At 55.5% G+C, this 22,184-nt stretch carries 19 protein-coding genes and 1 pseudogene; 9 read left to right on the plus strand and 11 right to left on the minus strand.

Annotated features, from left to right (window positions below; all coding sequences use genetic code 11):
* Positions 1-96: 96 nt before the first annotated feature.
* Positions 97-1,569, plus strand: coding sequence for a carboxylesterase/lipase family protein (locus tag GCU45_RS07590; RefSeq protein WP_152398532.1), 1,473 nt, complete (start codon positions 97-99; stop codon positions 1,567-1,569).
* A complete protein-coding gene (locus tag GCU45_RS07595; protein WP_152398533.1) occupies positions 1,566-2,333 on the plus strand; it encodes a sulfite exporter TauE/SafE family protein in 768 nt (255 codons plus the stop codon). The genes GCU45_RS07590 and GCU45_RS07595 overlap by 4 nt, the downstream gene beginning before the upstream one ends.
* Before the next feature lie 190 nt (positions 2,334-2,523).
* On the opposite strand, the gene GCU45_RS07600 is transcribed toward GCU45_RS07595, so the two are convergent.
* The 3 genes from GCU45_RS07600 to GCU45_RS07610 all read right to left on the minus strand — a co-directional run bounded on the left by GCU45_RS07600 (position 2,524) and on the right by GCU45_RS07610 (position 5,152).
* Positions 2,524-4,056: a flotillin lipid rafts scaffold protein FloT gene (locus GCU45_RS07600; protein WP_244364466.1), complete on the minus strand. Its 1,533-nt coding sequence runs from the start codon at positions 4,054-4,056 to the stop codon at positions 2,524-2,526.
* Positions 4,056-4,592: an NfeD family membrane protein gene (locus tag GCU45_RS07605; protein WP_152398534.1), complete on the minus strand. Its 537-nt coding sequence runs from the start codon at positions 4,590-4,592 to the stop codon at positions 4,056-4,058. The genes GCU45_RS07600 and GCU45_RS07605 overlap by 1 nt, the downstream gene beginning before the upstream one ends.
* 140 nt (positions 4,593-4,732) lie before the next feature.
* Positions 4,733-5,152, minus strand: coding sequence for a MerR family transcriptional regulator (locus tag GCU45_RS07610; RefSeq protein ID WP_152398535.1), 420 nt, complete (start codon positions 5,150-5,152; stop codon positions 4,733-4,735).
* Positions 5,153-5,324: 172 nt separating this feature from the next.
* On the opposite strand from GCU45_RS07610, the gene GCU45_RS07615 reads away from it, so the two are divergent.
* The 4 genes from GCU45_RS07615 (at position 5,325) to GCU45_RS07630 (ending at position 9,014) form a co-directional block, all read left to right on the plus strand.
* On the plus strand, positions 5,325-6,176 hold the full coding sequence (locus tag GCU45_RS07615; RefSeq protein WP_152398536.1) for an SDR family NAD(P)-dependent oxidoreductase: 852 nt from the start codon (positions 5,325-5,327) through the stop codon (positions 6,174-6,176).
* Between the two features lie 267 nt (positions 6,177-6,443).
* The gene (locus GCU45_RS07620) at positions 6,444-6,626 is read left to right on the plus strand and encodes a hypothetical protein (protein WP_152398537.1); all 183 of its coding nucleotides are present in this window, start codon (positions 6,444-6,446) and stop codon (positions 6,624-6,626) included.
* Positions 6,627-6,922: 296 nt separating this feature from the next.
* Positions 6,923-7,678 (plus strand): helix-turn-helix transcriptional regulator, encoded by a 756-nt coding sequence (locus tag GCU45_RS07625; protein ID WP_244364468.1) that lies wholly within the window; start codon positions 6,923-6,925, stop codon positions 7,676-7,678.
* Positions 7,679-7,778: 100 nt separating this feature from the next.
* Positions 7,779-9,014, plus strand: a complete 1,236-nt coding sequence (locus GCU45_RS07630) for an MFS transporter (RefSeq protein WP_152398539.1) — start codon at positions 7,779-7,781, stop codon at positions 9,012-9,014.
* A 184-nt stretch (positions 9,015-9,198) separates the two neighbouring features.
* Here the strand turns inward: GCU45_RS07630 and GCU45_RS07635 are convergent, their stop codons facing one another.
* The 4 genes from GCU45_RS07635 to GCU45_RS07650 all read right to left on the minus strand — a co-directional run bounded on the left by GCU45_RS07635 (position 9,199) and on the right by GCU45_RS07650 (position 14,271).
* A complete protein-coding gene (locus GCU45_RS07635) occupies positions 9,199-10,362 on the minus strand; it encodes an iron-containing alcohol dehydrogenase (RefSeq protein ID WP_152398540.1) in 1,164 nt (387 codons plus the stop codon).
* Positions 10,363-10,499: 137 nt separating this feature from the next.
* Entirely contained in the window at positions 10,500-12,089 is a 1,590-nt protein-coding gene (locus GCU45_RS07640) for a UDP-glucose--hexose-1-phosphate uridylyltransferase (RefSeq protein ID WP_152398541.1), read from the minus strand.
* A 12-nt stretch (positions 12,090-12,101) separates the two neighbouring features.
* A complete protein-coding gene (gene galE, locus GCU45_RS07645; protein ID WP_076169661.1) occupies positions 12,102-13,091 on the minus strand; it encodes a UDP-glucose 4-epimerase GalE in 990 nt (329 codons plus the stop codon).
* 1 nt (position 13,092) lies between these two features.
* Positions 13,093-14,271, minus strand: coding sequence for a galactokinase (locus GCU45_RS07650; RefSeq protein WP_076169660.1), 1,179 nt, complete (start codon positions 14,269-14,271; stop codon positions 13,093-13,095).
* Positions 14,272-14,444: 173 nt separating this feature from the next.
* On the opposite strand from GCU45_RS07650, the gene GCU45_RS07655 reads away from it, so the two are divergent.
* Positions 14,445-15,341: an AraC family transcriptional regulator gene (locus tag GCU45_RS07655; RefSeq protein ID WP_105444416.1), complete on the plus strand. Its 897-nt coding sequence runs from the start codon at positions 14,445-14,447 to the stop codon at positions 15,339-15,341.
* Positions 15,342-15,607: 266 nt separating this feature from the next.
* Here the strand turns inward: GCU45_RS07655 and mgrA are convergent, their stop codons facing one another.
* The 4 genes from mgrA to GCU45_RS07675 form a co-directional block, all read right to left on the minus strand.
* The gene (gene mgrA / locus GCU45_RS07660; RefSeq protein ID WP_152398542.1) at positions 15,608-16,612 is read right to left on the minus strand and encodes an L-glyceraldehyde 3-phosphate reductase; all 1,005 of its coding nucleotides are present in this window, start codon (positions 16,610-16,612) and stop codon (positions 15,608-15,610) included.
* A 178-nt stretch (positions 16,613-16,790) separates the two neighbouring features.
* Positions 16,791-17,534: an NAD-dependent protein deacylase gene (locus GCU45_RS07665; protein WP_076169657.1), complete on the minus strand. Its 744-nt coding sequence runs from the start codon at positions 17,532-17,534 to the stop codon at positions 16,791-16,793.
* A 199-nt stretch (positions 17,535-17,733) separates the two neighbouring features.
* Positions 17,734-18,402 carry a bifunctional 2-keto-4-hydroxyglutarate aldolase/2-keto-3-deoxy-6-phosphogluconate aldolase gene (locus GCU45_RS07670; RefSeq protein WP_089550331.1) on the minus strand — a complete coding sequence of 223 codons (669 nt, stop codon included), beginning with the start codon at positions 18,400-18,402 and terminating at the stop codon, positions 17,734-17,736.
* A gap of 79 nt (positions 18,403-18,481) precedes the next feature.
* On the minus strand, positions 18,482-19,450 hold the full coding sequence (locus tag GCU45_RS07675; protein ID WP_152398543.1) for a sugar kinase: 969 nt from the start codon (positions 19,448-19,450) through the stop codon (positions 18,482-18,484).
* A 373-nt stretch (positions 19,451-19,823) separates the two neighbouring features.
* Here GCU45_RS07675 and GCU45_RS07680 point away from each other — a divergent pair.
* Together GCU45_RS07680 and ilvD are read left to right on the plus strand one after the other, a co-directional pair.
* Positions 19,824-20,069, plus strand: a pseudogene (locus GCU45_RS07680) (KGG domain-containing protein); the annotation flags it as partial.
* 260 nt (positions 20,070-20,329) lie between these two features.
* Positions 20,330-22,015, plus strand: coding sequence for a dihydroxy-acid dehydratase (ilvD, locus tag GCU45_RS07685; protein WP_208837106.1), 1,686 nt, complete (start codon positions 20,330-20,332; stop codon positions 22,013-22,015).
* Positions 22,016-22,184: the final 169 nt, after the last annotated feature.

Raw genomic sequence — 22,184 nt, forward strand, 5'->3', positions numbered from 1 at the left:
ATAAGTTATGATAAATATAATTCAATATATATTATAGTTCATGGAATAAACAAGTTATAATAGTTCACAAATCAATAGGAATAGGAGTCGAGCACCTTGATCGTACAAACCACATCAGGCAAAGTTTCAGGAGTACCTTTACAAGGGGCCTATGTATTTCGGGGCATTCCCTATGCAGCGCCGCCGACGGGCAAACGGAGATTCCAGCCTCCGGCGCCTCCGCAACCATGGCCCGGCATAAGAAAATGCGATCACTTCGGTCCGCTCGCCCCCCAGCAAACCGATCCTTCAGTAGGGGCTACACGTATACAGTCCGAAGATTGTTTGTATTTGAACGTGTGGACCCGGGGATGCGAAAAAGAATCGATGCCCGTATTGGTGTATATTCATGGCGGCGGATTCGTATCGGGCACCGGCTCGGACTGCGACGGTTTGCGGCATGCGGCGGAGGATGGCATCGTCTACGTATCGATCAATTACCGCCTTGGCGCGTTAGGCTTCCTCTACTTGGGCGAGGTGCTGGGCGAAGAGTATGCAGCTTCGGGTAACAACGGTCTGCTCGATATTACGGCCGCGCTGCAGTGGGTTCAGCGTAACATCTCTGCCTTTGGCGGCGATCCGGCCCGCGTGACTGTTATCGGGAATTCCGCCGGTGCCAAGTGCACCGCTTCGCTTTATGCGATGGAAGCGGCACGAGGGTTGTTCCACCGGGCCGTGGCACAGAGCGGCGCCACCCAAGCGATCCGGGATCGGCGCACCGCCAACGTCACCACCCTCCGGATCCTCGAGGAGCTGGGCTTGTCCGGTGCAGATCCAAGCCCGCTGCTGGAGCTTCCGTTCGAGCAGCTCATCGCAGCGCAGTCCGCCGTCGGATCGGATACGTCGCGCAGCCTGCACATGTTCGGCCCGGTGGCGGACGGCCGGGTCATTCCCTTGGACCCTTTGGCCGGCATTGCCGCGAGTTCCGGTCTGCCGCCGCTCCTGATCGGCACGAACGAAAACGAAGCATCGATCTTCATCCGGGACGATTCCACGCTCCAGTCCCCAGGCATGGAACCGCTCGACAGATTTTTTGGAAGCCATGCTCCCGCCGTATGGGATGCCTATCAGCGTTATGCCGAGGCGATGTCCCCAGCCGACGCATGGTGTACAACGTTAACCGAGCATCTGTACACGATTGGAGCTGTGCAGTTCGCACAGGCCCTCGCTTCCTCAGGAACCCCGGTATGGATGTATCGGCTTCGCGCTGGCAGCGCTCTCGGAGCGACGCACGGCTATGAGGGCAGCCTTATTCATTGGGATCCGGAAACGCAGGCTCCGGCTGCCCTTGCAGCCGGCGACCCGTACGCAGTACCCGCCGAGCAATACCCGCTCGCAAGAAGTATGCGGGAAGCCTGGGTCGCGTTCATACGAAGCGGGGATCCCAATATCGATGCGCTGCCTGCATGGCCGGTCTATGGGTCGAAATCGGCCATTATGGTGCTGGACACTACCAGCCTCGTTGAGGATGACCTGCCGGAACCGGCTGGAATCGGCGTTCCCCATCAGGTATGGAGGGTGGATCGATGAAGCTGATCGATATCTCTGCCGTTATGATTCTGCTCGGTCTGCTCCTGGGCTTCGTGGGCGCGGGCGGCTCCGGTTTTATCATTTCGATCTTGACCGTTGTGTTCGGATATCCGATTCATATTGCGCTGGGAACTGCGCTGGCGGCGATGTTCTTCTCGTCCCTTTCCGGTTCGGTCAGCCATTACCGCGAAGGAAATATGCTGCTGAAGTCGGGCGCGGTCGTCGGTTTGGCCGGAGCGGCGGGGGCGTGGGTCAGCTCCAGCTGGTCAACGCTCATTCCGGAGGATAAACTGGGCTGGATGACTTCCGGCATGCTGTTCGCCTCGGGGCTCGCCTTGTGGCTGCGGATGGCGGTCGTTTCGCGTCGGCCGGGTGCGTCCGTTAACCAGGCTCCGCCTGCCGCCAAGGGGCTGCGGTATTGGTCATCCGCGCTGCTGATCGGCGTCGTTACCGGCATGCTGTCCGGCCTGTTCGGCATCGGTTCCACGCCGTTCATCCAGCTGGGGCTCATGCTCCTGCTTGGCATGCCGATGCGCTATGCGGCAGGAACGACGATGATGGTCATCATTCCGATCGCGCTGGCTGGCGGAGCAGGCTATTTTACAATCGGGTACCTGGATTTCCGGCTGCTCATTGCGGTGGTGTGCGGAACGATGATCGGCTCTTACGTCGGGGCGAAGTTTACGAAGCGCGTTCCCGCCCGTTGGCTGAAAACATGCATGGTCATCACCCCGATGATGGGTGCGGCGATACTGCTGCTGTAATGTGAATCCTTGCTGATGGTTAACCCCTCAAACAAAAACGGCGGCTTCACTTTGGAAAAACACCCAAAGCGAGCCGCCGTTTAAGTTATAATTCTGTTACTGTTTGATCGAGGATCGGGATACCCCGTCGTCTGCTTCGCATGCCGATCATTCGGCTTGCGAAGCGCCGGTTATCCCGCGTAGAGTTCTATTATTCCTTCGTTGCCCCCGCTTCCAGGGTAACCAAATCCTGCTGTGCGGCCGCAGGCGCCGCGGATGCAGCCGGAGGCGTTTTCCGTCCGGTCAAGCCTTGGATAAGGCTCTCCACGTCGATGCCGGACACGTTCTTGAGCATTTCCGGAGCCGTCGACATCAGCTCAGTGACGTAATTGCTCACGCGTGCCGCGCCCTCTCCCTTGCCGGTGTCCACCACCGTCAGCTTGTCGATGGAAGCGATCGGCTCAGCGATTTTGCCCGCCAGGTCCGGCAGCATTTTCACGATAATATCGAGGATGGCCGCTTCGCCGAACTTCTGGAAGGCTTCAGCCAGCTTCTCTTTCGCATCAGCTTCCGCAAGACCCCGCAGGCGGATGACTTCCGCCTCGGCGGTACCTTTGGCACGTTCTGCGTCGGCAATGGCCTGGCCGTCCAGCCGCTTCTGCTCGGCCGAAGCCTTCGCCTGGGTTTCGATGGAGTACTGCAGCGCCTCGGCCTCCAGCATTTTTCTCGCCTTGTCGGCTTCGGCCGCGACTTCGACTGCATACCGGTCGGCGTCCGCTTTTTTCTTCACTTCGGCATCATACTGCTTCTGCCGCACCAGAATTTCCCTCTCCTGCAGGTCGATCTCCCGCTCCTTGCGAACGAGCTCTACCTTCATCTGCTCTTCCACCATCGTCTGCTTGGCGCGGGCTTCCTGTATGTGATACGCCTGGTCGGCTTCCGCCTTGGCAGTGTCCTGTTCCTTCTTAAAGGAAGCTACCTTCAATTCCTTCGCCTTCGTCGCTTCGGCGATATTCGTATCGCGCAGCAGCTCGGCCTTCTGTCCCTGCTCCTCGGCGTTCGCCTTCTGGATCCGCGCATCGCGCATCGCTTCCGCCTCGGCGATCTCCGCGTCCCGTTTCACCGCTGCAATCCGCGGCTTGCCGAGCGCATCGAGGTACCCCTGCTTGTCGCGCACGTCCTTGATCGTAAAGGAGACGATCTGCAGGCCCATTTTTTTCAAATCTCTAGCCGCCACGCCCTGAACCTCCTGGGCAAACTTGTCGCGGTTCCGGTACACCTCTTCCACGGTCATCGAACCGAGAATGGCCCGCAGATGCCCTTCCAGCACTTCCTGCGCCTCGCCCTTCAAGGCTTCGATCGGCTTGCCAATGAACTGCTCGGCCGCGGTCGCGACGTCCTCAATCGAGCCGCCTACTTTGATGATGGCCACGCCGTCGGCGATGACGGGCACGCCCTGCTCCGTGTACACCTCCGGCGTTGACACATCCAGCTTGTGGGAGAGCAGCGATATGAATTCCGACTGCTGGAAGACGGGCAGGATAAAAGCCCCTCCGCCCCGAACGATTTTAATTTTCCGTCCGGATTCATCCTCCGATATGTTTTTGCTTCCCAGAAACGATCCCGTCACGATCATGGCTTCATCCGGTCCCACCGTTTTGTAACGGGCCCAGAAAGCCAAGCCAAGCACAACGATTACCCCTATAACGATCAGCGGTATTACCAGGTATTCAGGCACTGTCATCAAACCACATCTCCTTTTCTCTCTTCAAGTCCGGTCACGCGCAGGACGCCGTCCAGCACATCCACGACGACGACGCGGGTTCCGGCGGGCTGCGGAAGGCGCTCCAGACTGGATGCGATGTGCAGTGTGTTGCCTGCTCCCAGCCTCACCATCACCTCACCGAACCCTTCCGGCGGAATGGGAATCGTCACTTCACCGATGCGGCCTTCGAGCTCGCGGATGGAATATCCCGTGGAATTCTCGCTGTTCTCCATCGGCCTGACATACGCCACATAGACGATACCCGCCATAGCAACGGCACCGATTCCAGCAAAGAGTGCGCTTAAGCCCTGGTGCAAACTGGTGTAACGCAGCAGCAAAATGCCTGCGCCACCGAATACAGTCACCGCCGTCGCAATCACCATCGGCTTCAGCACGTCAACGGACAAAAAATCGAGAAACCCATCCAGCGCATGGCTCAAAATATCACCGAGCACCACGCTGACCACCGCAAAAATAACCCCGCCTGCCAGGCAGCTCCAATAAAGCGTTTCCATCCTCCGTTCCCCCCTGCGCGTATTCCTGACTGTCTATATAAGGGTATACGTTAGAAGTGCTTAAATTGTTTCAAAATTTTCCTTTTTCGTTAGAATTCCGGGAATTTTCCGCCAAAATCCTCCTTTTCCTTCCGGCTGGCTCACGGTTTCAAGCTCAGGAAGCCGAATCGTTTCGGCTGGTCAGCCAAACCACACTCCGCTTCAGGCGCTATTCCTATCATCTGAGAATCAATGAAATCCAGGATCTGCTGAAGAGAGTCCATCTGTTCCCTAATTTTCGCCCGGTGCTCCAAAATCAAATCGTGCAGTTCCGGATGCTCGCTAATGTCATCGCCGACCGACAATTTCAAAAACGGCTTCATTTCCTCCAGCGGCATACCTGTCTTCTTCAGGCAGGTGACCAGCTTCATCGTCTCCAAATCCTTTGGCCGGTACACCCGGTGGCGGTTTGGTTTGCGCTCTGCTCGCGGAAGAATCCCGATCCGTTCGTAATAGCGAATCGTTTCTTCGGGGATGCCGGTATGCTCCGCGGCTTCTTTGATCGTATATGCATCAGTCATGGCTTTCTTCCCTTTCGTTTCTGGTATGTTCATACCATCATACAACTTGGAGCTGACTCCAGGTCAAGTCCGGTAAGTTCTTCGAAAATGGGGATTGACTTGTAGCCGACTACAAGTTGTAGAGTGGCTTTACCGCAAATACAAAAACCTATCCATTTGCTAGGAGGCACATATGAAAACCAACTCAATTGCACTGATTACCGGGGCAAACAACGGCATCGGCCTGGAGCTGACCCGCAGACTGCTGGGTGAAGGCTGGACCGTTCTTGCCTTGGTCCGTTCCGCTTTCCCCAGCGATGAAGCCTTGATTCAGAAAGCTCTCGCCAACCGGCAGCTTCGTCTATATAAAGCCGATCTCGCCGATTTCTCCGCCTTACAACGAGCGCTGGACGAGATCAAGAGCAAGGAGGACAAAATCGACGTGCTGTTTAACAACGCCGGGGGCAGTTTCCCTGAGCTTGTGTATTCCAAGCAGGGACGGGAGATGCACTTCGAACTGCAAACCGTAGTTCCCTATATCATCTTTATGGAGCTGAAAGATTTGGTAAAGCAAGGTTCCTTCAAAACGATCATCAACACGTCGTCCTCAGCGATGAAAATGGTCCGCCGCTTCGAGCCGACAGAGCTTGCATCTCCGCAGACGTTCAAGAAGCTGTTCGGCCCTTACGCCTCTACGAAGCTGGCGTTGTCGCTGTGGACCCGAGAAGCCGCCCCCTTGGCAGCCGCCGAAGGTTTGGCGATCCGCAGCGCCGACCCCGGGGGTAACAATACGATGCGGAAAGGAAAAAATTCCGGGCTGCCCTGGTATATAAAAATTGCGATGAAGCTGGTCATGAGTCCTCCCTCAAAGGGCGCATCGCTCCTGTATGAAGCGGCTTTCGGCAAACACAAGAACCTGAACGGCGTATTTCTGTTGAAAAACGAGCCCACAGAGTTGAAGTATGCCGAAGCCGGCAAACCGGTGCTGGAACTTGTGCAGGGCATTTACGAAAACGAGTATGCCGGACGGGCACAAGGATTATAGGACGGGAATAACACAACGACCCACATCGCAACCGGGGTCATCAGCATCTTGAATGAGCGGCCGACAGGCGGATCTTTTCTAAGCATTTCGCAGAAATAACTGCTTGTTAACGGAATTATAATCATACTCAGCGCGTGGTTATTATACACGGTCGCTCGAACCGCTAGGCGCTGCCTTGGACCATGGAGACCTGACCCCTCCGCCTCGTCCGCAAAATCTTTCAAAGTGATAGCCAACATCGTTCTGGAATTCGCAGGGTTGTTTATTGTGCTCATATTGAGTATGACTCAGGTTGTGCCGGTATGGCATATTGCAGAAATTTATCAGCCGGACGTCATCCTTTGGCTGAAGATCGTAACCATCCTTCTGGCACTGAAAGGAATGATGAAGACGATTTGGTTGGTCCGGCTTCATTATGGGGTGCGGCGGAACCGTCACATTAACCATTGAGAGTCGCGTTTTATCCCCGAGTGATTGCGTGATAGGAATCATCCCCTCGATACGCATGCAAACGTCCGGTATAATCGTCGTCAGAGGTGATGATTGTGGAACCGTTGACTTCCATTTGTCAGCGATATTTCGGTGAAACCTTATTCGGCCAAAACAACGGAATCTCTTATATGCTTCGATCCGAAGTCGGCACCGGCATAGCATACAAGGTCACGACTTACAGCGGGATCGAAATTGTATACCATGAGGTTCACTATCACAAGCCGTATCCTTTTCGTTTTGCCTCAAAAGGGCGCATGGTTGAACTTCAGTTCACTCTGTCCGGTCAACGGCAGGTGGTGGTATCGGGCCGGGAACACGAAACTCCGGTCGGGCGGGGTACGCTTGCCTTCGTTCAGGACTTTCAAGCCCAGTTTTATCCATCAGCTGAAGAGCCGTATACTTCGCTATCACTGGCTATCCCGGTAGCTCTATTCGATTATGCGGCTAATCCATCGGCAGCGTCGCCAAACAACCATTTGGATTTTAACCGGCTCCTGCAAGGGCAAACATTCCGGTCTTTTGATGTTGAACCCGATGCGAGAAGCATGATATTGATAAAGCAATTAATCTCGGATTTAAAAAATGCCGACAGATCCCCGCTAATGATGGAAGCAGCTGCATTGGAACTGCTGAACCGGCATATGCATCAACTATTTGTTGTGACGCCTATTCCGAGCGGTTTGTCTAAAGGGGATGTCCAAAAATTGCACCAGGCAAAGCAAATCCTTGAATCGTGTATGGCAGACCCTCCTTCGCTGTTGGCATTGGCAAAGATGGTCGAGTTAAACGACTTTAAACTGAAGATGGGATTCAAGGCATGCTTCGGCTTGACCGTGTTCGAATATGTAAGACAGATTCGCCTCGACCATGCGATGAGCCTTTTGCGAAACCGGGCCGCCAATGTGACCAAGGCTGCGATGACCGTAGGGTACAGCAACGTTAGCGCATTTTCCGAGCAGTTTTTTCGGAGATACGGCATGAAGCCTTCCGAGGTCAAAAAACAATTTTAATCCGTTTGACCGCAGTTCCATCCGTAACAAGGGAGAACACACAGCCCCCTTTGCTTATACTCCTACTCAAATGATCCATTTGAGAAAAGGAGTGCAGCGAATGAATAAAATCAAGGGAAGCGTCTTTTTCAGCGTTTTTGTAGCGATGTTGGGGCTTATGCTCCTTGCTCCGATTACACCGTCATTAATACGGGAATTAGGACTCAAGGAAATTCACTCCGGAATCTTGATTTCCAGCGGATCGGTCATGATGGCCGTCATGGCTCCGGTATGGGGGAATATCAGTGACGCGAAAGGACGGAAATCGGTTATACTGATCGGGTTTATCGGCATGTGCATCAGTACTTTATTGTTGACGGCCGTCTTTTATGCCGGTTTCCAACACTGGCTTAGCGGCGGGCTGCTGCTGTCTCTTATGATTGGTGCCCGCAGCCTGGTCGGTTTCTTCATTCCGGCCATCCTGTCCTCCTCACAGGCTTATATCGGCGATGTGACTGAAGGGAAAAATAGAGGAAGCGGTATGGCAATCATCAGCGCTGCGAATGGACTTGGGCTTGTTCTGGGGCCGGCCGTTGCCGGCATCTTCACTATCATTGGTTTATTGTGGCCTTTATATTTTGGCATTACGATGGCAGCTGTCGCCTGTGTCGTCACTCTGCTGCTAATGCCTGTAACGAAACCGGCGCTTCGAGGTGGGGCCGTCAAAGTCAGTCCGTTCCAACCCGGTTTACGGCTCTATTTACTTGCAGCGTTGGTGACAATGATCGGGCTCGTCACGATTCAGGTCGTCGGTGGTTTTTATTTGCAGGATCAGCTCAGTCTCCCGTCTGACCGGTTGGCAGGGGTCGTTTCCTTCGGGCTCATGTTTACAGGCCTGGCTATGCTCATCTCACAAGTCGTTCAGTCCAAATGGCTGAAATGGGGACCACGGGCGATGATCCTGCTCGGATCATTGATTCTCGTCGCAAGCATGCTCCTATTCCTTTTTGCCATTCAGCTTCCCTTTTTCTATTTGGCGTTTTTGGTGTTTGGTTTAGGAGCTGGGCTTATGATGACCGGATTTATGGCAGGCGCTTCTCTGTCGGTAAGTCATGAACAGCAAGGAGGCGTTGCCGGCATGGTTGCAGCCATGCAGGGGATTTCCGCCATTATCGCCCCTATTGCAAGCACTACTCTCTATCAGGTCAACCGATACAGCCCTATGGTCATGATTGCCGTTCTGACGGCCCTCCTGGGCTTAGTGATGCTGGCACGCTCCCGTAAGAGACTGGGCCATCATGAGACCGACCCTATGGAAGGCCGAGAGATTCAAGCCGGTTCAAGAGGTACAAAGTAAGCCGTAAGTTCAGTAAGCTAAGGGTGGGCAACATCAACCCGTATTCTCGACGCAGGAAAAGCAGCAGAACGGCAAAAAGGGGCTTTCCCGGGTCGGATCGACCTTATGGGAAGCCCCTTGGCTATATTGGCGGAGAAAGGAAGAATGTTCCGGCTCTCCGGTCGCTGGCGGAACGCTTATCGCCTTACAGAGACATTTTGTAAATTTCGATGACGTCTTCCTTGTTCAACTTGCGGAAGTTGCCAAACGGACCGAAGCGGACCGACTTCTCAGCCATCACTTCGATCTGACTGTCGTCGATGTCGTAATCGGCAAGGCGGGCCGGCGCACCGATGGAGCTCCAGAAATCGCGAAGCGCCTGGATGCCCTCTTCCCCGACCTGCTCATCGCTCTTGCCGGCCGGATCCACGTTAAACACGTTAACGGCAAGGCGCTTGAAGCGGCCCGGATCCACGCTCAGGTTATATTTCATCCAGTTCGGGAACAGGATGGCCAAACCGCCGCCATGCGGAATGTCATACACAGCCGATACGGCGTGTTCAATGTTGTGGGTCGCCCAGTCGCCGGACATGCCCATGTTCAGCACCCCGTTCAGCGCCATCGTGCCGCAGTACATGATCGTAGAACGGTACTCATAGTTTTCCAGATCGTTAATCAGCTTCGGCGCGGTTTCGATGACGGTACGAAGGACCGTTTCACAGAATCCGTCCTGAACCAGCGTGTTGGTCTCCTGGTGGAAGTAATGCTCCAGCACGTGGGACATCATGTCTACCATACCGTAAACGGTTTGGTCTTTCGGCAGGGAATACGTGTTCACCGGATCCAGGATGGAAAATGCCGGGAAGGCATACGGGCTGCCCCAGCCCATCTTTTCTTTCGTTTGCTCGTTCGTAATGACCGAGCCTCCGTTCATTTCCGAGCCCGTCGCCGCCATCGTCAGCACCGTGCCGAGCGGAAGGGCCGACTGCGGAGCGGCTTTGCGTTCCACAAAGTCCCACATATCGCCGTCGTATTTGGCGCCGACCGCAATCGCCTTGGAGCAGTCCAGGACGCTGCCGCCGCCAACCGCAAGGATCAGCTCAATGCCGTTCGTCCGGCACAGGTCCACCCCTTTATGTACAGTCGATAAGCGCGGATTCGGCTCTACGCCCGCCAGTTCGGTCACCTCGGCGCCGATTTCCTTGAGCAGCGCAAGCACGTTGTCGTACAGGCCGGCGCGTTTGATACTTCCGCCGCCGTAGACCAGCAGCACCTTTTTCCCGTATTTCGGAACTTCGGTTTTTAATTTATCCAGCTGACCTTGGCCGAAAATCAGCTTGGTCGGGTTATGAAATTCAAATGCTTTCATTGTCGGATTCGCCTCCATGATGTAATGAGTTGCCCTAAATATTATAACCCTCCGGCCGCAGAAGAAACAAACCGCCCTTCCCGTGCAGGGAATAAGCGGTTTGTAAGGAAGGGGGCGCATCCCCCGAAGATAGTATATTACGCCTCGGTATAACCCATCGAAGCAAGGAAGCGGCGGAACGCCTGCTGCCCGGCCTCCGTCCGTTTGTAGACGCCGGCGTGGCCCAAAATCTCCACGAAAATGCGTCCAACCTCCTCGCGGACCCATTCCTCGGCGGCAGCTTTGTCCCGCTCCATGCCCTGTTCTTCCACCAGGCGGGTGATCCACGGTTTGTGAACCTGGAGCGGATGGTTGTCGTCCTGTAGCAGCGCTTCATACAGCCCGCGGTTTCCGGACAGAATATCCGCGACCTGATCCAGCTCTTCCTTCAGCCGTCCCGGCAGAATCGCCAGGCCCATCACCTCAATGAGGCCGATGTTTTCCTTCTTGATATGGTGCATTTCGGCATGTGGATGGAAAATCCCCGCCGGATGCTCCTCGCTGGTCCGGTTGTTGCGCAGCACCAAGTCCATTTCGTAAGCGCCGTCCGGCGTCCGATGGACGATCGGGGTCACCGTATTATGCGGCACCCGCTGCCCGCCTTCTTCTGTAAAAGCATAAATCTCGGCTTCCGGATCGCTGTACTGCTTCCAGGCTTCGTAGATGGAATCGGCGCATTCCAGCAGGACGGCACTGTCCGCCGACGCAAGCCGCAGCACAGACATCGGCCATTTGACGATGCTGACCATGACGCCCGGGAACTGCGGGTGAGCGAAGGATGCTTCCTTCGGCGCGTTCTGGATCGGGAACGTATGTCGCCCGCCCTGGAAGTGGTCGTGGGTTAGAATGGACCCGCCCACGATCGGCAGATCGGCATTCGAGCCGATAAAATAATGCGGGAAGACGTCTACAAAAGCGAGCAGGCGACGCAGGCTGTCCTTCGTCAGCTTCATCGGCACGTGATCGTGGTGGAACACGATGCAGTGCTCGTTGTAGTACACATAAGGCGAATACTGGAAGAACCAGTTCTCGTTGTTCATCTCAAGCGGAATGATCCGCAGGTTTTGGCGTGCGGGATGGTTGACCCGGCCGGCATAACCGACGTTCTCACGGCACAGCTGGCATTTAGGGTAGACCGGCGGCGGCAGCAGCTTCGCCATGGCGATTTCCTTCGGACTTTTCTCCGGCTTGGACAAGTTGATGGTCATTTCGATGTCGCCGTATTCCGACGGATACGTCCAGTATACGTTTTTGCTGACCCGGTCCATCCGGATGTAGTTCGAATCGATCGACAGTCGGTAAAACCGGTCGGTCGCTGCTTCGATTCCCTGCTCCCGTGCCGTGCGCTCAAACTCCGCGATCACTTCCGAAGGCCGCGCCATGAGCAGGCCCATTATTTTGGCATCAAGTAAGTCGCGGTAAGTGTCGGTGTTCTCGGGCATCAGTCCGATCTCAAACGCGTAATCCAGCAGCGTGTCGATCATCGGCTGCGGACTGTCCGCGGCCTCTGGCTCAGCTTCGCTCAGCGAAGGCTCGCTTGCGCCGAACAGATCCAGCAGCAGGTTGCGGCTGTAGTCGGCGTCTTCAGCCTGAATGAGCCGGTGATCCAGGGCGAAACGCACGAGGCGGTCGATCGCCTGCAAGGCTTGCTCTTTCAAGGGATTCGTGGTGTCGGTTTGTGAATTCAATGCGCTTCCCCCTTATTCTTTGCCATATCCGTCAGGATGGCTTTGATGCCAGCTCCAGGCGCTCTCGATAATGTCCTCCAGCTTGGTGCGCGAAGGGTTCCATCCGAGCACGGTGCGGGCTTTTTCAGAAGATGCAACGAGCACAGCGGGATCGCCGGCACGGCGGGCCTGCATGACCACCGGAATGTCCAACCCAGTGACTTTCTTGGCCGTCTCGATCACTTCCTTCACGGAGAAGCCTTCCCCGATCCCCAGGTTAAACACGTTGCTGGCCTCGCCCTTGCGCAAATAATCGACCGCCCGCAAGTGCGCGTCCGCCAGGTCGCTCACGTGGATGTAGTCTCTGACGCAGGATCCGTCTGCCGTCGGATAGTCGTCGCCGAAGACGGCAATGCTCTCGCGCTGCTTCAGCGCGGTTTGCAGCACCAATGGAATGAGATGGCTTTCGGGACGGTGGTCCTCGCCGATTTTGCCGCTGTCATGCGCCCCGGCCGCATTGAAATAACGCAAGGCTACGTATTTGATGCCGAGCACCTGGTCGAACCAGGACATCATACGCTCCATCATCAATTTGGTCTCCCCGTACACGTTCGTCGGCTGCGTACGGTCGCTCTCGACAATCGGCACGCGTTCCGGTTCACCGTAAGTCGCCGCCGTGGAGGAAAAGACGATCCGGCGCACGTTCGCCGCGTCCATCGCTTCCAGCAGGCAGAGCGTGCCGTAGACGTTGTTATCATAGTACTTCACCGGCTTCTGCATACTTTCGCCCACGAGGGAATTCGCCGCGAAATGGATCACCGCGTCGATCTCGTTCTCGGCGAACAGCTTCGCCAGCAGCTCCTTGTCACGCAAATCCCCTTCGTACAGCTTGCCGCCGAGCAGCGCCCCGCGGTGCCCCGTCTGCAAATTGTCCAGCACGACAACCTCCTCGCCGCGCTCCAGAAGAGCCGCTACCGTATGCGACCCGATATATCCTGCTCCACCCGTTACGAGAATAGCCATGTTAGTGATCCCCCTTCAGTTCTTTGACTCCGTCGCCTGCGCTGCACACATAGAAATCAGCCTTGAGACCCGTTCTCGCCTGGTACGCTTCGCCGACCTGCTGAATGAACCGTTCCACCGCATCTTCATGCACGAGCGACACGGTGCAGCCGCCAAAGCCGGCTCCGGTCATCCTCGAGCCCAGCGTGCCTTCGATCCGCTGCGCTTCTTCGACCATAACGTCCAGCTCTTCGCAGCTGACCTCGTACAGGTCACGCAGCGATGCGTGCGAAGCGTTCATCAGCTGTCCGAAGGTATGCAAATCGTTCTGCTTCAACGCTTCCACGGAATCCAGTACGCGCTGGTTTTCTTCGACTACGTGCCGGGCACGTCTTACGACCGTCTCATCGGCGATAGCATCCTTCAGCGATTCGAACTGATCCGGCGTCAGGCCGGCCAAATACTGAAGCGAAGGCATCTTCGCCTGCAGCTGGGCCAAGGCGGTTTCGCACTGCGAGCGGCGTTCGTTGTAAGCCGAATCCACCAGGCCTCTGCGCTTGTTCGTATTGCTGATAACCAGCTTGTAGACCCCGGTCTGGAACGGAACATGCTTGTATTCCAACGTGTCGCACATGAGCAGGATCGCGTGGTCCTTCTTCCCGTTCGCGACGGCGAACTGGTCCATGATGCCGCAATTGACGCCGACGTACTGGTTCTCGGCCTTTTGCGACAGGAGCGCAATCTGCACCGTATCTGTACTGCAGCCTTCCATCGACTGCAGCGCATACGAAGTGACCACTTCGATCGAGGCGGAAGAAGATAATCCGGCGCCGTTCGGAATATCGCCGTGATAAAGGATGTCATAGCCTTTCGTTACCGGACAGCCGATATTGGCGTTCTCGACCATGACGCCGACGGCATAGTCCACCCACTCGCCCGTTTTGTGGCTGCCGATTTCCTTGACGGCTAGTTTATATTCATAAGGCAAATTTGTGGAGGCCAGCTGAATCACATCGTCCCCGCGCTCCCGAATGAGCAGCGTCGTGCCGAACTCCAGCGCTGCGGGAAGGACGTAACCTCCGTTATAATCGATATGCTCCCCGATCAGGTTAACCCGGCCCGGAGCATGAAACACACGTACTTCCTCGCTGCTGTCACCGTATTTCGTCATGAATTGCTGTAATAAAGTTTCCGATGTCATAGGGATATGCACCCATCCTTTCCTTATGGTTCTGCTCTTTCATTATAAAAGGACTTCCTGTCCGCGTTAATGCAATTATGTTGACTGGATATGGATTTATGTGACCTTGGAGAATATAATGGTGTAAGAAGGACCGCATTTATTTTGATGTTTGTGAAAGGATCGATGAATCCATGATTCCGCAGGAGACCTACTCCGTTGCTTCAAACCCCGTCTATCATGACGACGGCCCGCTGCACGTGCTGTTTGCGGGAGAGAGCCAGACCAGGCCCGTGCATGCCGTCGGGCCAAAAATTTATGATTATTATCTGCTTCATTATGTAGAAGAGGGAAAAGGGACGTTCCGAACCGAGCAGCGCACCTATGAACTCGGACAAGGAAGCTGCTTCCTCATTCATCCCGGCCAGCTGGTCAGCTACGCCTCCGACGCCGGCGAGCCTTGGCGCTACCGCTGGACCGCCTTCTCCGGCAGAGAGGCGCAGGGACTCCTGGCGAACGCCGGCTTCGACCCGCTGCATCCGGTGCTCTTTACCGACGGGGACACCATGATCCCCGGCTCTATTGAACGGATGCAGGAAGCGTTCTATACGAAGCAGGAAAGCGCCGATCTGGCGTCGCTCGGCTATCTGTACCTGATCTTCTCGGAAGCGCAGAATATCCTGTCCAGCCATTCCCGGCTGACGGGAACGGAATCGCAGGTGCAGCGGACCGTCAAGCAGATGATCCACTATATGTCAGCGCAGTACGCCCATCCGGTCTCCATTGAGCAAATGTGCGACAGCCTCGGTTATAATCGGGCCTATCTGTCGCGGATTTTCAAGAAAGAAACCGGCTGCTCGCCGGTGACCTATTTGCTTAAGCTCCGCATCGATAAGTCGCGCCAGCTGCTGCGCGAACGGCCGGAGCTGTCCATCGAGCAGGTGGCCGCCTCCGTCGGGCTGACGGACGCCCTGTATTTTTCCCGCCAATTCAAACGGCTGTGCGGGCAGTCCCCGACCGCGTACCGCGCGGTCGTAACGGCTCCGGACCTTGTCGCTTCCGCCCGGCCGGACTCGCAGCGCGGATCCTAAGCGCCAGGCACACAATAACCCGCATGCCCTGCCCTCTGGCAGACAAGCGGGTTATTGTGAGTTAGGCCCATGATAAGCGGGTTATTCCGATTAAGAGCCAGACAAGTGAGTTATTCCGCGTAACGCGTAAGATGTGCGTAAAATTAATCCAAGCCGGTCATACAACTGGTATACGCGCAAGGTCAACCGCAGGATGGTCGCTAATATGGACTTAAGTTTCCGTCACCGGAATTTGCCTCTCATCGATCCGCAGGATATACACAGGATTAGGATTCGCTTTCCGTTTTCAAAATCGCCTCGATCCGGTCCAGCTCTTCCTTGCTGAATTCCTGATTCTTCAGTGCAGCCACGTTGTCTTCGATCTGGCTGACGCGGCTGGCTCCGATCAGTGCTGAAGTCACGCGCCCTCCGCGCAGCACCCAGGCCAGCGCCAGTTGGGCCAGGCTTTGGCCGCGGGCGGCGGCAAGCTGGTTCAGCGCCCGAATTTTGCGAAGCACATCCGGCGTAATGTTGCCCTCGTTCAGGAAGACCGACGGGCTCGCGGCACGCGAATCTTCCGGAATGCCGTTCAGGTATTTGTTCGTCAGCAGCCCTTGAGCCAGCGGGGTAAAGGCAATCGTGCCGATCCCCTGCTCATCCAGCACGTCCTGCAGGCCGTTCTCGATCCAGCGGTTCAGCATGGAATAGCTTGGCTGATGGATCAAGAGCGGCGTTCCCAGCTGCTTCAGGATTGCGGCGGCTTCCGCCGTCTGCTCCGCCGAATAATTCGAAATGCCGACGTACAGCGCTTTACCGGAACGCACAATATGGTCAAGCGCCATCATTGTTTCTTCCAGTGGAGTATCGGGGTCAAAGCGGTGCGAATAAAAAATGTCGACATAATCGAGACCCATCCGCTTTAAGCTTTGATCCAGGCTGGAGACGAGATACTTGCGTGATCCCCACTCCCCATAAGGACCCGGCCACATGTAATACCCGGCTTTGGACGAAATAATCAATTCATCCCGGTGGCTCTTCAGGTCTTGGGCCAGAATCCGGCCAAACGTTTCTTCCGCCGAGCCTGGTGGAGGACCGTAGTTGTTCGCTAGATCAAAGTGGGTAATTCCTAAATCAAACGAGCGGGTGATCATATTCCGCGCATTTTCGTACGTATTGATTCCGCCAAAATTATGCCAGAGTCCCAGCGATATGGCCGGGAGCTTCAGTCCCGAACGGCCACAGCGGTTATAAGTCATCTCTTCATAACGTGATTCGCTTGGTGTATATGCCATTGATATCCGCCCTTCTCTCTCACGGTTAATAGACTACTAGAACCATCATAAATCCTCGGCAAGGCATTTGACAAGAAACCGATTACACGGGCTGGAGGTCCCGGCTAATATCCTTCCTGTTAAAAAGGGGTGGACTAAGCTGTTACCACGCTTACCGCGCTATGAACATCTGCCACCATTAAATACCCAGTTTCCGCTCCACCTGCTCCATCACTTCGCCGATTTTATCAGCGATCAGCAGATCCGCTTTGCGGTCATATGGAGTAGGGTCCATATTCAGGAGGACGGTGCGGCTTCCTTGAAAATAGGACACCAGGTCCGCTGCCGGCTGAACCGTCAGAGAGGTGCCGCCGATGATGAGCAGATCCGCCTGGGAGATTGCCTCCACCGCACCAAAGAGCACCTGCTGGTCCAGCGGCTCCTCGTACAGGACGACGTCGGGCTTGATGATCCCGCTGCAGCTTGGGCAGCGCGGAACGAGCTTGTTCGTCGCCATGATGTGCTCCAGGTCGTAAAACGCCCCGCAGCCCATGCAGTAGTTCCGGTGAACAGAACCGTGCAGCTCCAGCACCTCTTTGCTTCCCGCCTTCTGATGCAATCCGTCGATGTTCTGGGTCACGACAGCCTTCAGCTTGCCGGCTTGCTCCAGCTTGGCCAGCATCCGGTGGCAGCCGTTCGGGGCCGCATCGGGATGCAGCATTTTGCTGCGGTAAAAATCAAAGAACACCTCGGGAAGCTTCATAAAAAAGGACCGGCTCAGCATTTGCTCCGGCGGGTATGGCAGATGCTGTTCGGTCTGATACAGCCCGGCGGCGGAACGGAAGTCGGGAATGCCGCTTTCCGTCGACGTTCCCGCTCCACCGAAAAAAACGATATTGCCGCTTTGTTCAATCCAAGAGGCAAGCGTATCTATGTTCTGCACGATATGGTGCACCTCCACAAGTGTTGGTCCTTTTGATCCGATCCGCGGCTTCTCGCTTCATATGGAATAAGGGACCAGCCCGCCTCCACATGCGGGACGGCAGGCTGTATGGTGTAGTACCCGTTACGATCGGGTTTGATTCACAATGCTTGGGTTTTACTTATGATACAATGATTCCGCCCACAACATTCCGGCCGGCTTACAGCTCCGACTTTGCCTTGCGGTAAGCCTCCATGTACTGCTCTGCTTTCGTTCGGACATGGCTTAAATCCCCAGTCTTCACAGCCTCGTTGGTCAGGTCCGAGCCGATGCCCACGGCCACCGCCCCGCCTTTGATCCAGTCGCCGAGATTGGACAGCGATACGCCGCCTGTCGGCATAAAGTCCGCTTGAGGCAGAGGCCCCTTCATCGTCTTGATGATAGACGGATCGTACAGGCTGCCAGGGAACAGCTTCACGATGTCGACCCCGAGCTCGAGTGCCTGCTGCACTTCGGCGATCGTCATGACGCCAGGCAGAATCGGCACCCGGTACAAATTGCACAGCTTAACCGTGTCGGGATTCAGCGAAGGACCGACGACAAACTGGGCTCCGGCCATGATGGAAGCGCGCGCCGTCTGAGGCTCCAGCACCGTTCCCGCTCCGATGATGGCGAATTTGTCCGGGTCGCTCGTTTCCCAGCTGTACATCCGGCTGAGCTTCTCGATCGCATGCAGCGCTCCCGGCACGGTCAGCGTAACTTCGATGACCTTGATCCCGCCGGCAATCGCCGCCTCCGCCATGTCAAACACCTGATCGGCCGAATCTCCGCGCAGAACGGCAACGACGCCGTTATCGATAATTTTTTGCAAAAGCTGGATTTTTTTCACAATGACCGCTCCTTTTGTTCATTATATGGAAAAGCCTGAAAGATGTCTATTTCCAGAGTACCCCCTGCAATCTTTCGCCTTATCTCTCGATATGCGCCTTGTTGCCGAGCTTCGCCTCGACCTGCTCCCAAGTCGGAAGCGCTTCCCAATCACCCACGGCCTGAATAACCATGGATCCGGTTAAATTCCCCAGACGGGTCGCTTCCACGGCGCTTTCGCCCTTCAATAGCCCGGCGATAAATCCGGCACAGAAGCCGTCACCCGCTCCGACGGTATCCAGTACATTGTCGGCTTTGAAGTACGGAACCTCCGTTACGTTCCCCTGCTCCAGCACATAAGTCAGGTCAGGACCGCCTTTGACGATCGATACGGCTTTCAGTTTGGAAAGGCTTGCAAAAATCGCCGCGTCATTGTCCGTATCGTACAGCAGCCTCAGCTCGTCGAGGCCCGGTAAAAAGTAATCTGCCTTTTCGGCCAGACGCAGCAGCACGCCCCGCGCCTCTTCCAGGCTCCACAGCTTCAGGCGGAGATTGGGGTCAAAGCTGATTTTGACGCCGGCTGCCGCGGCGATGTCTATAGCCGCTTCGACGCAGGCCAGTCCGGACGGGCTGATCGCCGCCGTAATGCCGGTCACGTGCAAAATTTTGGCCCCGGCAATATAGGAAGCATTCAGCTGATCCGGCTGCATCCGGCTTGCCGCGGAGCCTTTCCGATAATAGTATACCGATGTGCGGCCGGCCGTATTTTCACGGATCATCATGCCTGTTGGCGCGTCAACGCCGCGGACCGTTTGCGACACGTCTACGCCTTCGCCTCGGATCGACTTGTAAATCATGTCCCCGAGAGGATCCTTTCCCAGCGCCCCGAACCAACCTGAAGTGTGACCCAGACGGGCGACGCCGATGGCAACATTGCTCTCCGCTCCGCCAAAGGATTTATGTAAGGTGGAAGCATACTCCAGGCCGCGGGAATCCTGCGCCGTGAACAGCCCCATGCTTTCTCCGAACGTGACAAGCTCGGGTGATCCAGGTAGGTTACTATCCTGCATGTTTTCTTCCCCTTTCCGTTACTTGGTCTGTCCCTATTGTCAGCGGAGGAAGAAGGGTTGTCAATATGTAACAATTGAAGCGGAGCCGTATTTCTCTCCTCCTCTCCACGGGCTTATCCGCTAGGGCTGATCCGATAGGCCTTCTTCCGACGGGGCTGTATCCAAGCAAGTTATTTACCAATGATTTCATAATTTAATTGTTTCAATCCAAAAAAGCCGTGGTAAGTAAAGGATGCGCGCAACTAATATAGAGTGAACTAAGGCTAACGTCATCCGCGCTTTCTCCGGAAGGCGGGTACGGACTTCAGGTCCGGAGGTACACTTTAGTTCAATCTATATCAATCAAAAAATACTTTCCAAGGAGTGATTTGAAATGGCACGTAACAACGATAATAACGGTAAAATGAGCAGAGAAGAAGCAGGTCGTATGGGCGGGGAAGCAACGGCCAAAAATCATGACAAGGAATTTTATCAGGAAATCGGCCGCAAAGGCGGCGAAGCCACTTCCAAAAACCATGACCGTGAATTTTATCAGGAGATCGGCCAAAAAGGCGGCGAAGCCACTTCCGAGTCTCACGATAAGGACTTCTACAAAGAAATCGGCCGCAAGGGCGGCAAAAACTAATCCCTGCCTGACCATCAGCCAACAACAAGTGATTGATTGACATAAGCCAAAAGGCACCTTCATTCCCAGCGAATGGAAGGTGCCTTTTCCTGTTCGCCTGCCTGGGCCTAAAGTTCCCCGAATCTTTCGAACCATTGCTAGAAAAAGCTTTCATTTTGTGATAGACTCATTTAAAACCGTTTCGTTTTATACGGGCACTTTCATAGTTAACCGCGCTAAAGCGCGATACTTACAGTTAGGGGGAAAAAGACATCATGGCAGCTAATAAAATGCGCTCTGACATGATCAAGAAGGGCTTTGACCGCGCGCCTCACCGCAGCTTGCTCCGCGCGGCGGGCGTGAAAGAGGAGGATTTCGGCAAGCCGTTTATCGCCGTGTGCAACTCATACATCGATATCGTTCCCGGCCACGTCCACCTTCAGGAATTCGGTAAATTGGTCAAGGAGGCCATCCGCGAAGCCGGAGGCGTTCCGTTTGAATTCAACACGATCGGCGTTGATGACGGCATCGCCATGGGGCATATCGGCATGCGTTATTCCCTGCCGAGCCGCGAAATCATCGCCGACTCGCTCGAAACCGTCGTCTCTGCACACTGGTTCGACGGCATGGTCTGCATTCCGAACTGTGACAAAATTACGCCAGGCATGCTGATGGGCGCGCTGCGCGTCAACATCCCTACGATCTTCGTCAGCGGCGGTCCGATGAAGGCCGGCGTAGACAGCAAAGGACGCCGCCTGTCCCTGACATCCGTATTCGAAGGCGTCGGTGCCCACCAAGTCGGCAAAATCAGCGACGACGATCTGCTGGAGCTCGAACAATACGGCTGTCCTACCTGCGGTTCCTGTTCGGGCATGTTCACCGCGAACTCCATGAATTGTCTGGCCGAAGCCCTCGGACTGGCAATGCCGGGCAACGGCACGATTCTGGCGGTAGCCGAAGAACGCAGAGAGTTCGTCAAGCAATCTGCACGCCAGCTGATGGAACTCGTGAAGATGGACCTGAAGCCGCGTGACATCGTGACCAAGGAATCCATCGACAACGCCTTTGCGCTCGACATGGCCATGGGCGGCTCCACGAACACCGTGCTTCACACCCTGGCTCTCGCTCAAGAAGCCGGCATCGATTATCCGCTGGAGCGGATCAATGAAGTCGCCAACCGCGTGCCGCATATCTCCAAGCTCGCACCGGCTTCGGATTACTTCATCGAAGACGTTCATACCGCAGGCGGCGTAAGCGCCGTGCTGAACGAGCTGCTCAAGAAGCCGGGCGCATTGTACGGCGACCGCATGACGGTTACCGGCAAGACGCTGGCCGAGAACGTGGCCGGCTGCGAAATCCAGGACAAAAACGTCATCCATCCGATCGATCAGCCATACTCCGAGCGTGGAGGCCTGGCGGTGCTCTACGGCAACCTGGCTCCGGAAGGATCCATCATCAAAGTCGGCGCCGTGGATCCATCCGTCGGCGGCTATCATAAAGGTCCTGCCATCTGCTTCGACTCCCAGGAAGAGGCGCTGGAAGGCATCGCGAACGGCAAGGTTAAAGAAGGCCACGTCGTCGTTATTCGTTACGAAGGACCTAAAGGCGGTCCGGGCATGCCGGAAATGCTGGCGCCTACGTCCCAAATCGTCGGCATGGGCCTTGGAGCCAAAGTCGGCCTGATCACGGACGGACGCTTCTCCGGCGCATCCCGCGGGATCAGTATCGGCCACATCTCTCCGGAAGCAGCTGAGGGCGGTCCGATCGCCTTCGTCGAAGACGGAGACATCATCGAGCTCGACCTGAATAACCGCAAAATCGAGCTTCTTGTCAGCGACGAAGTGCTGGCCGAGCGCCGCACCCATTGGAAAGGCTTCGAGCCGAAGGTGAAAACAGGCTATCTCGCCCGTTATTCTAAGCTCGTCACCAACGCCAGCCAAGGTGGCGTCATGAAAATCTAATCCACTCCGCATCGAAGTGAGATGCATCCGAGGTGCTTCATAAGTCGCTCCGACTTATGAAGCACCTTTTTTATATAAAGCATAAAGCTTTAAATAGTAAGGCTGCTTCATTCGTTTTCCGGTTCACCAACAAAAGGGCTGTCTCCAGCTGCGGTCTTTACCACAGCCG

Source organism: Paenibacillus cellulositrophicus, assembly GCF_009363095.1.
Classification (GTDB): domain Bacteria; phylum Bacillota; class Bacilli; order Paenibacillales; family Paenibacillaceae; genus Paenibacillus_AQ; species Paenibacillus_AQ favisporus.

Bases quoted from the DNA above. Each gene is read 5' to 3' on its own strand.
- GCU45_RS07595 (WP_152398533.1), top strand. From the start codon at position 1,566: ATGAAGCTGATCGATATCTCTGCCGTTATGATTCTGCTCGGTCTGCTC.
- GCU45_RS07600 (WP_244364466.1), bottom strand. From the start codon at position 4,056: ATGACAGTGCCTGAATACCTGGTAATACCGCTGATCGTTATAGGGGTA.
- GCU45_RS07605 (WP_152398534.1), bottom strand. From the start codon at position 4,592: ATGGAAACGCTTTATTGGAGCTGCCTGGCAGGCGGGGTTATTTTTGCG.
- GCU45_RS07610 (WP_152398535.1), bottom strand. From the start codon at position 5,152: ATGACTGATGCATATACGATCAAAGAAGCCGCGGAGCATACCGGCATC.
- GCU45_RS07615 (WP_152398536.1), top strand. From the start codon at position 5,325: ATGAAAACCAACTCAATTGCACTGATTACCGGGGCAAACAACGGCATC.
- GCU45_RS07625 (WP_244364468.1), top strand. From the start codon at position 6,923: ATGGTTGAACTTCAGTTCACTCTGTCCGGTCAACGGCAGGTGGTGGTA.
- GCU45_RS07630 (WP_152398539.1), top strand. From the start codon at position 7,779: ATGAATAAAATCAAGGGAAGCGTCTTTTTCAGCGTTTTTGTAGCGATG.
- GCU45_RS07635 (WP_152398540.1), bottom strand. From the start codon at position 10,362: ATGAAAGCATTTGAATTTCATAACCCGACCAAGCTGATTTTCGGCCAA.
- galE (WP_076169661.1), bottom strand. From the start codon at position 13,091: ATGGCTATTCTCGTAACGGGTGGAGCAGGATATATCGGGTCGCATACG.
- GCU45_RS07650 (WP_076169660.1), bottom strand. From the start codon at position 14,271: ATGACATCGGAAACTTTATTACAGCAATTCATGACGAAATACGGTGAC.
- GCU45_RS07655 (WP_105444416.1), top strand. From the start codon at position 14,445: ATGATTCCGCAGGAGACCTACTCCGTTGCTTCAAACCCCGTCTATCAT.
- mgrA (WP_152398542.1), bottom strand. From the start codon at position 16,612: ATGGCATATACACCAAGCGAATCACGTTATGAAGAGATGACTTATAAC.
- GCU45_RS07675 (WP_152398543.1), bottom strand. From the start codon at position 19,450: ATGCAGGATAGTAACCTACCTGGATCACCCGAGCTTGTCACGTTCGGA.
- ilvD (WP_208837106.1), top strand. From the start codon at position 20,330: ATGGCAGCTAATAAAATGCGCTCTGACATGATCAAGAAGGGCTTTGAC.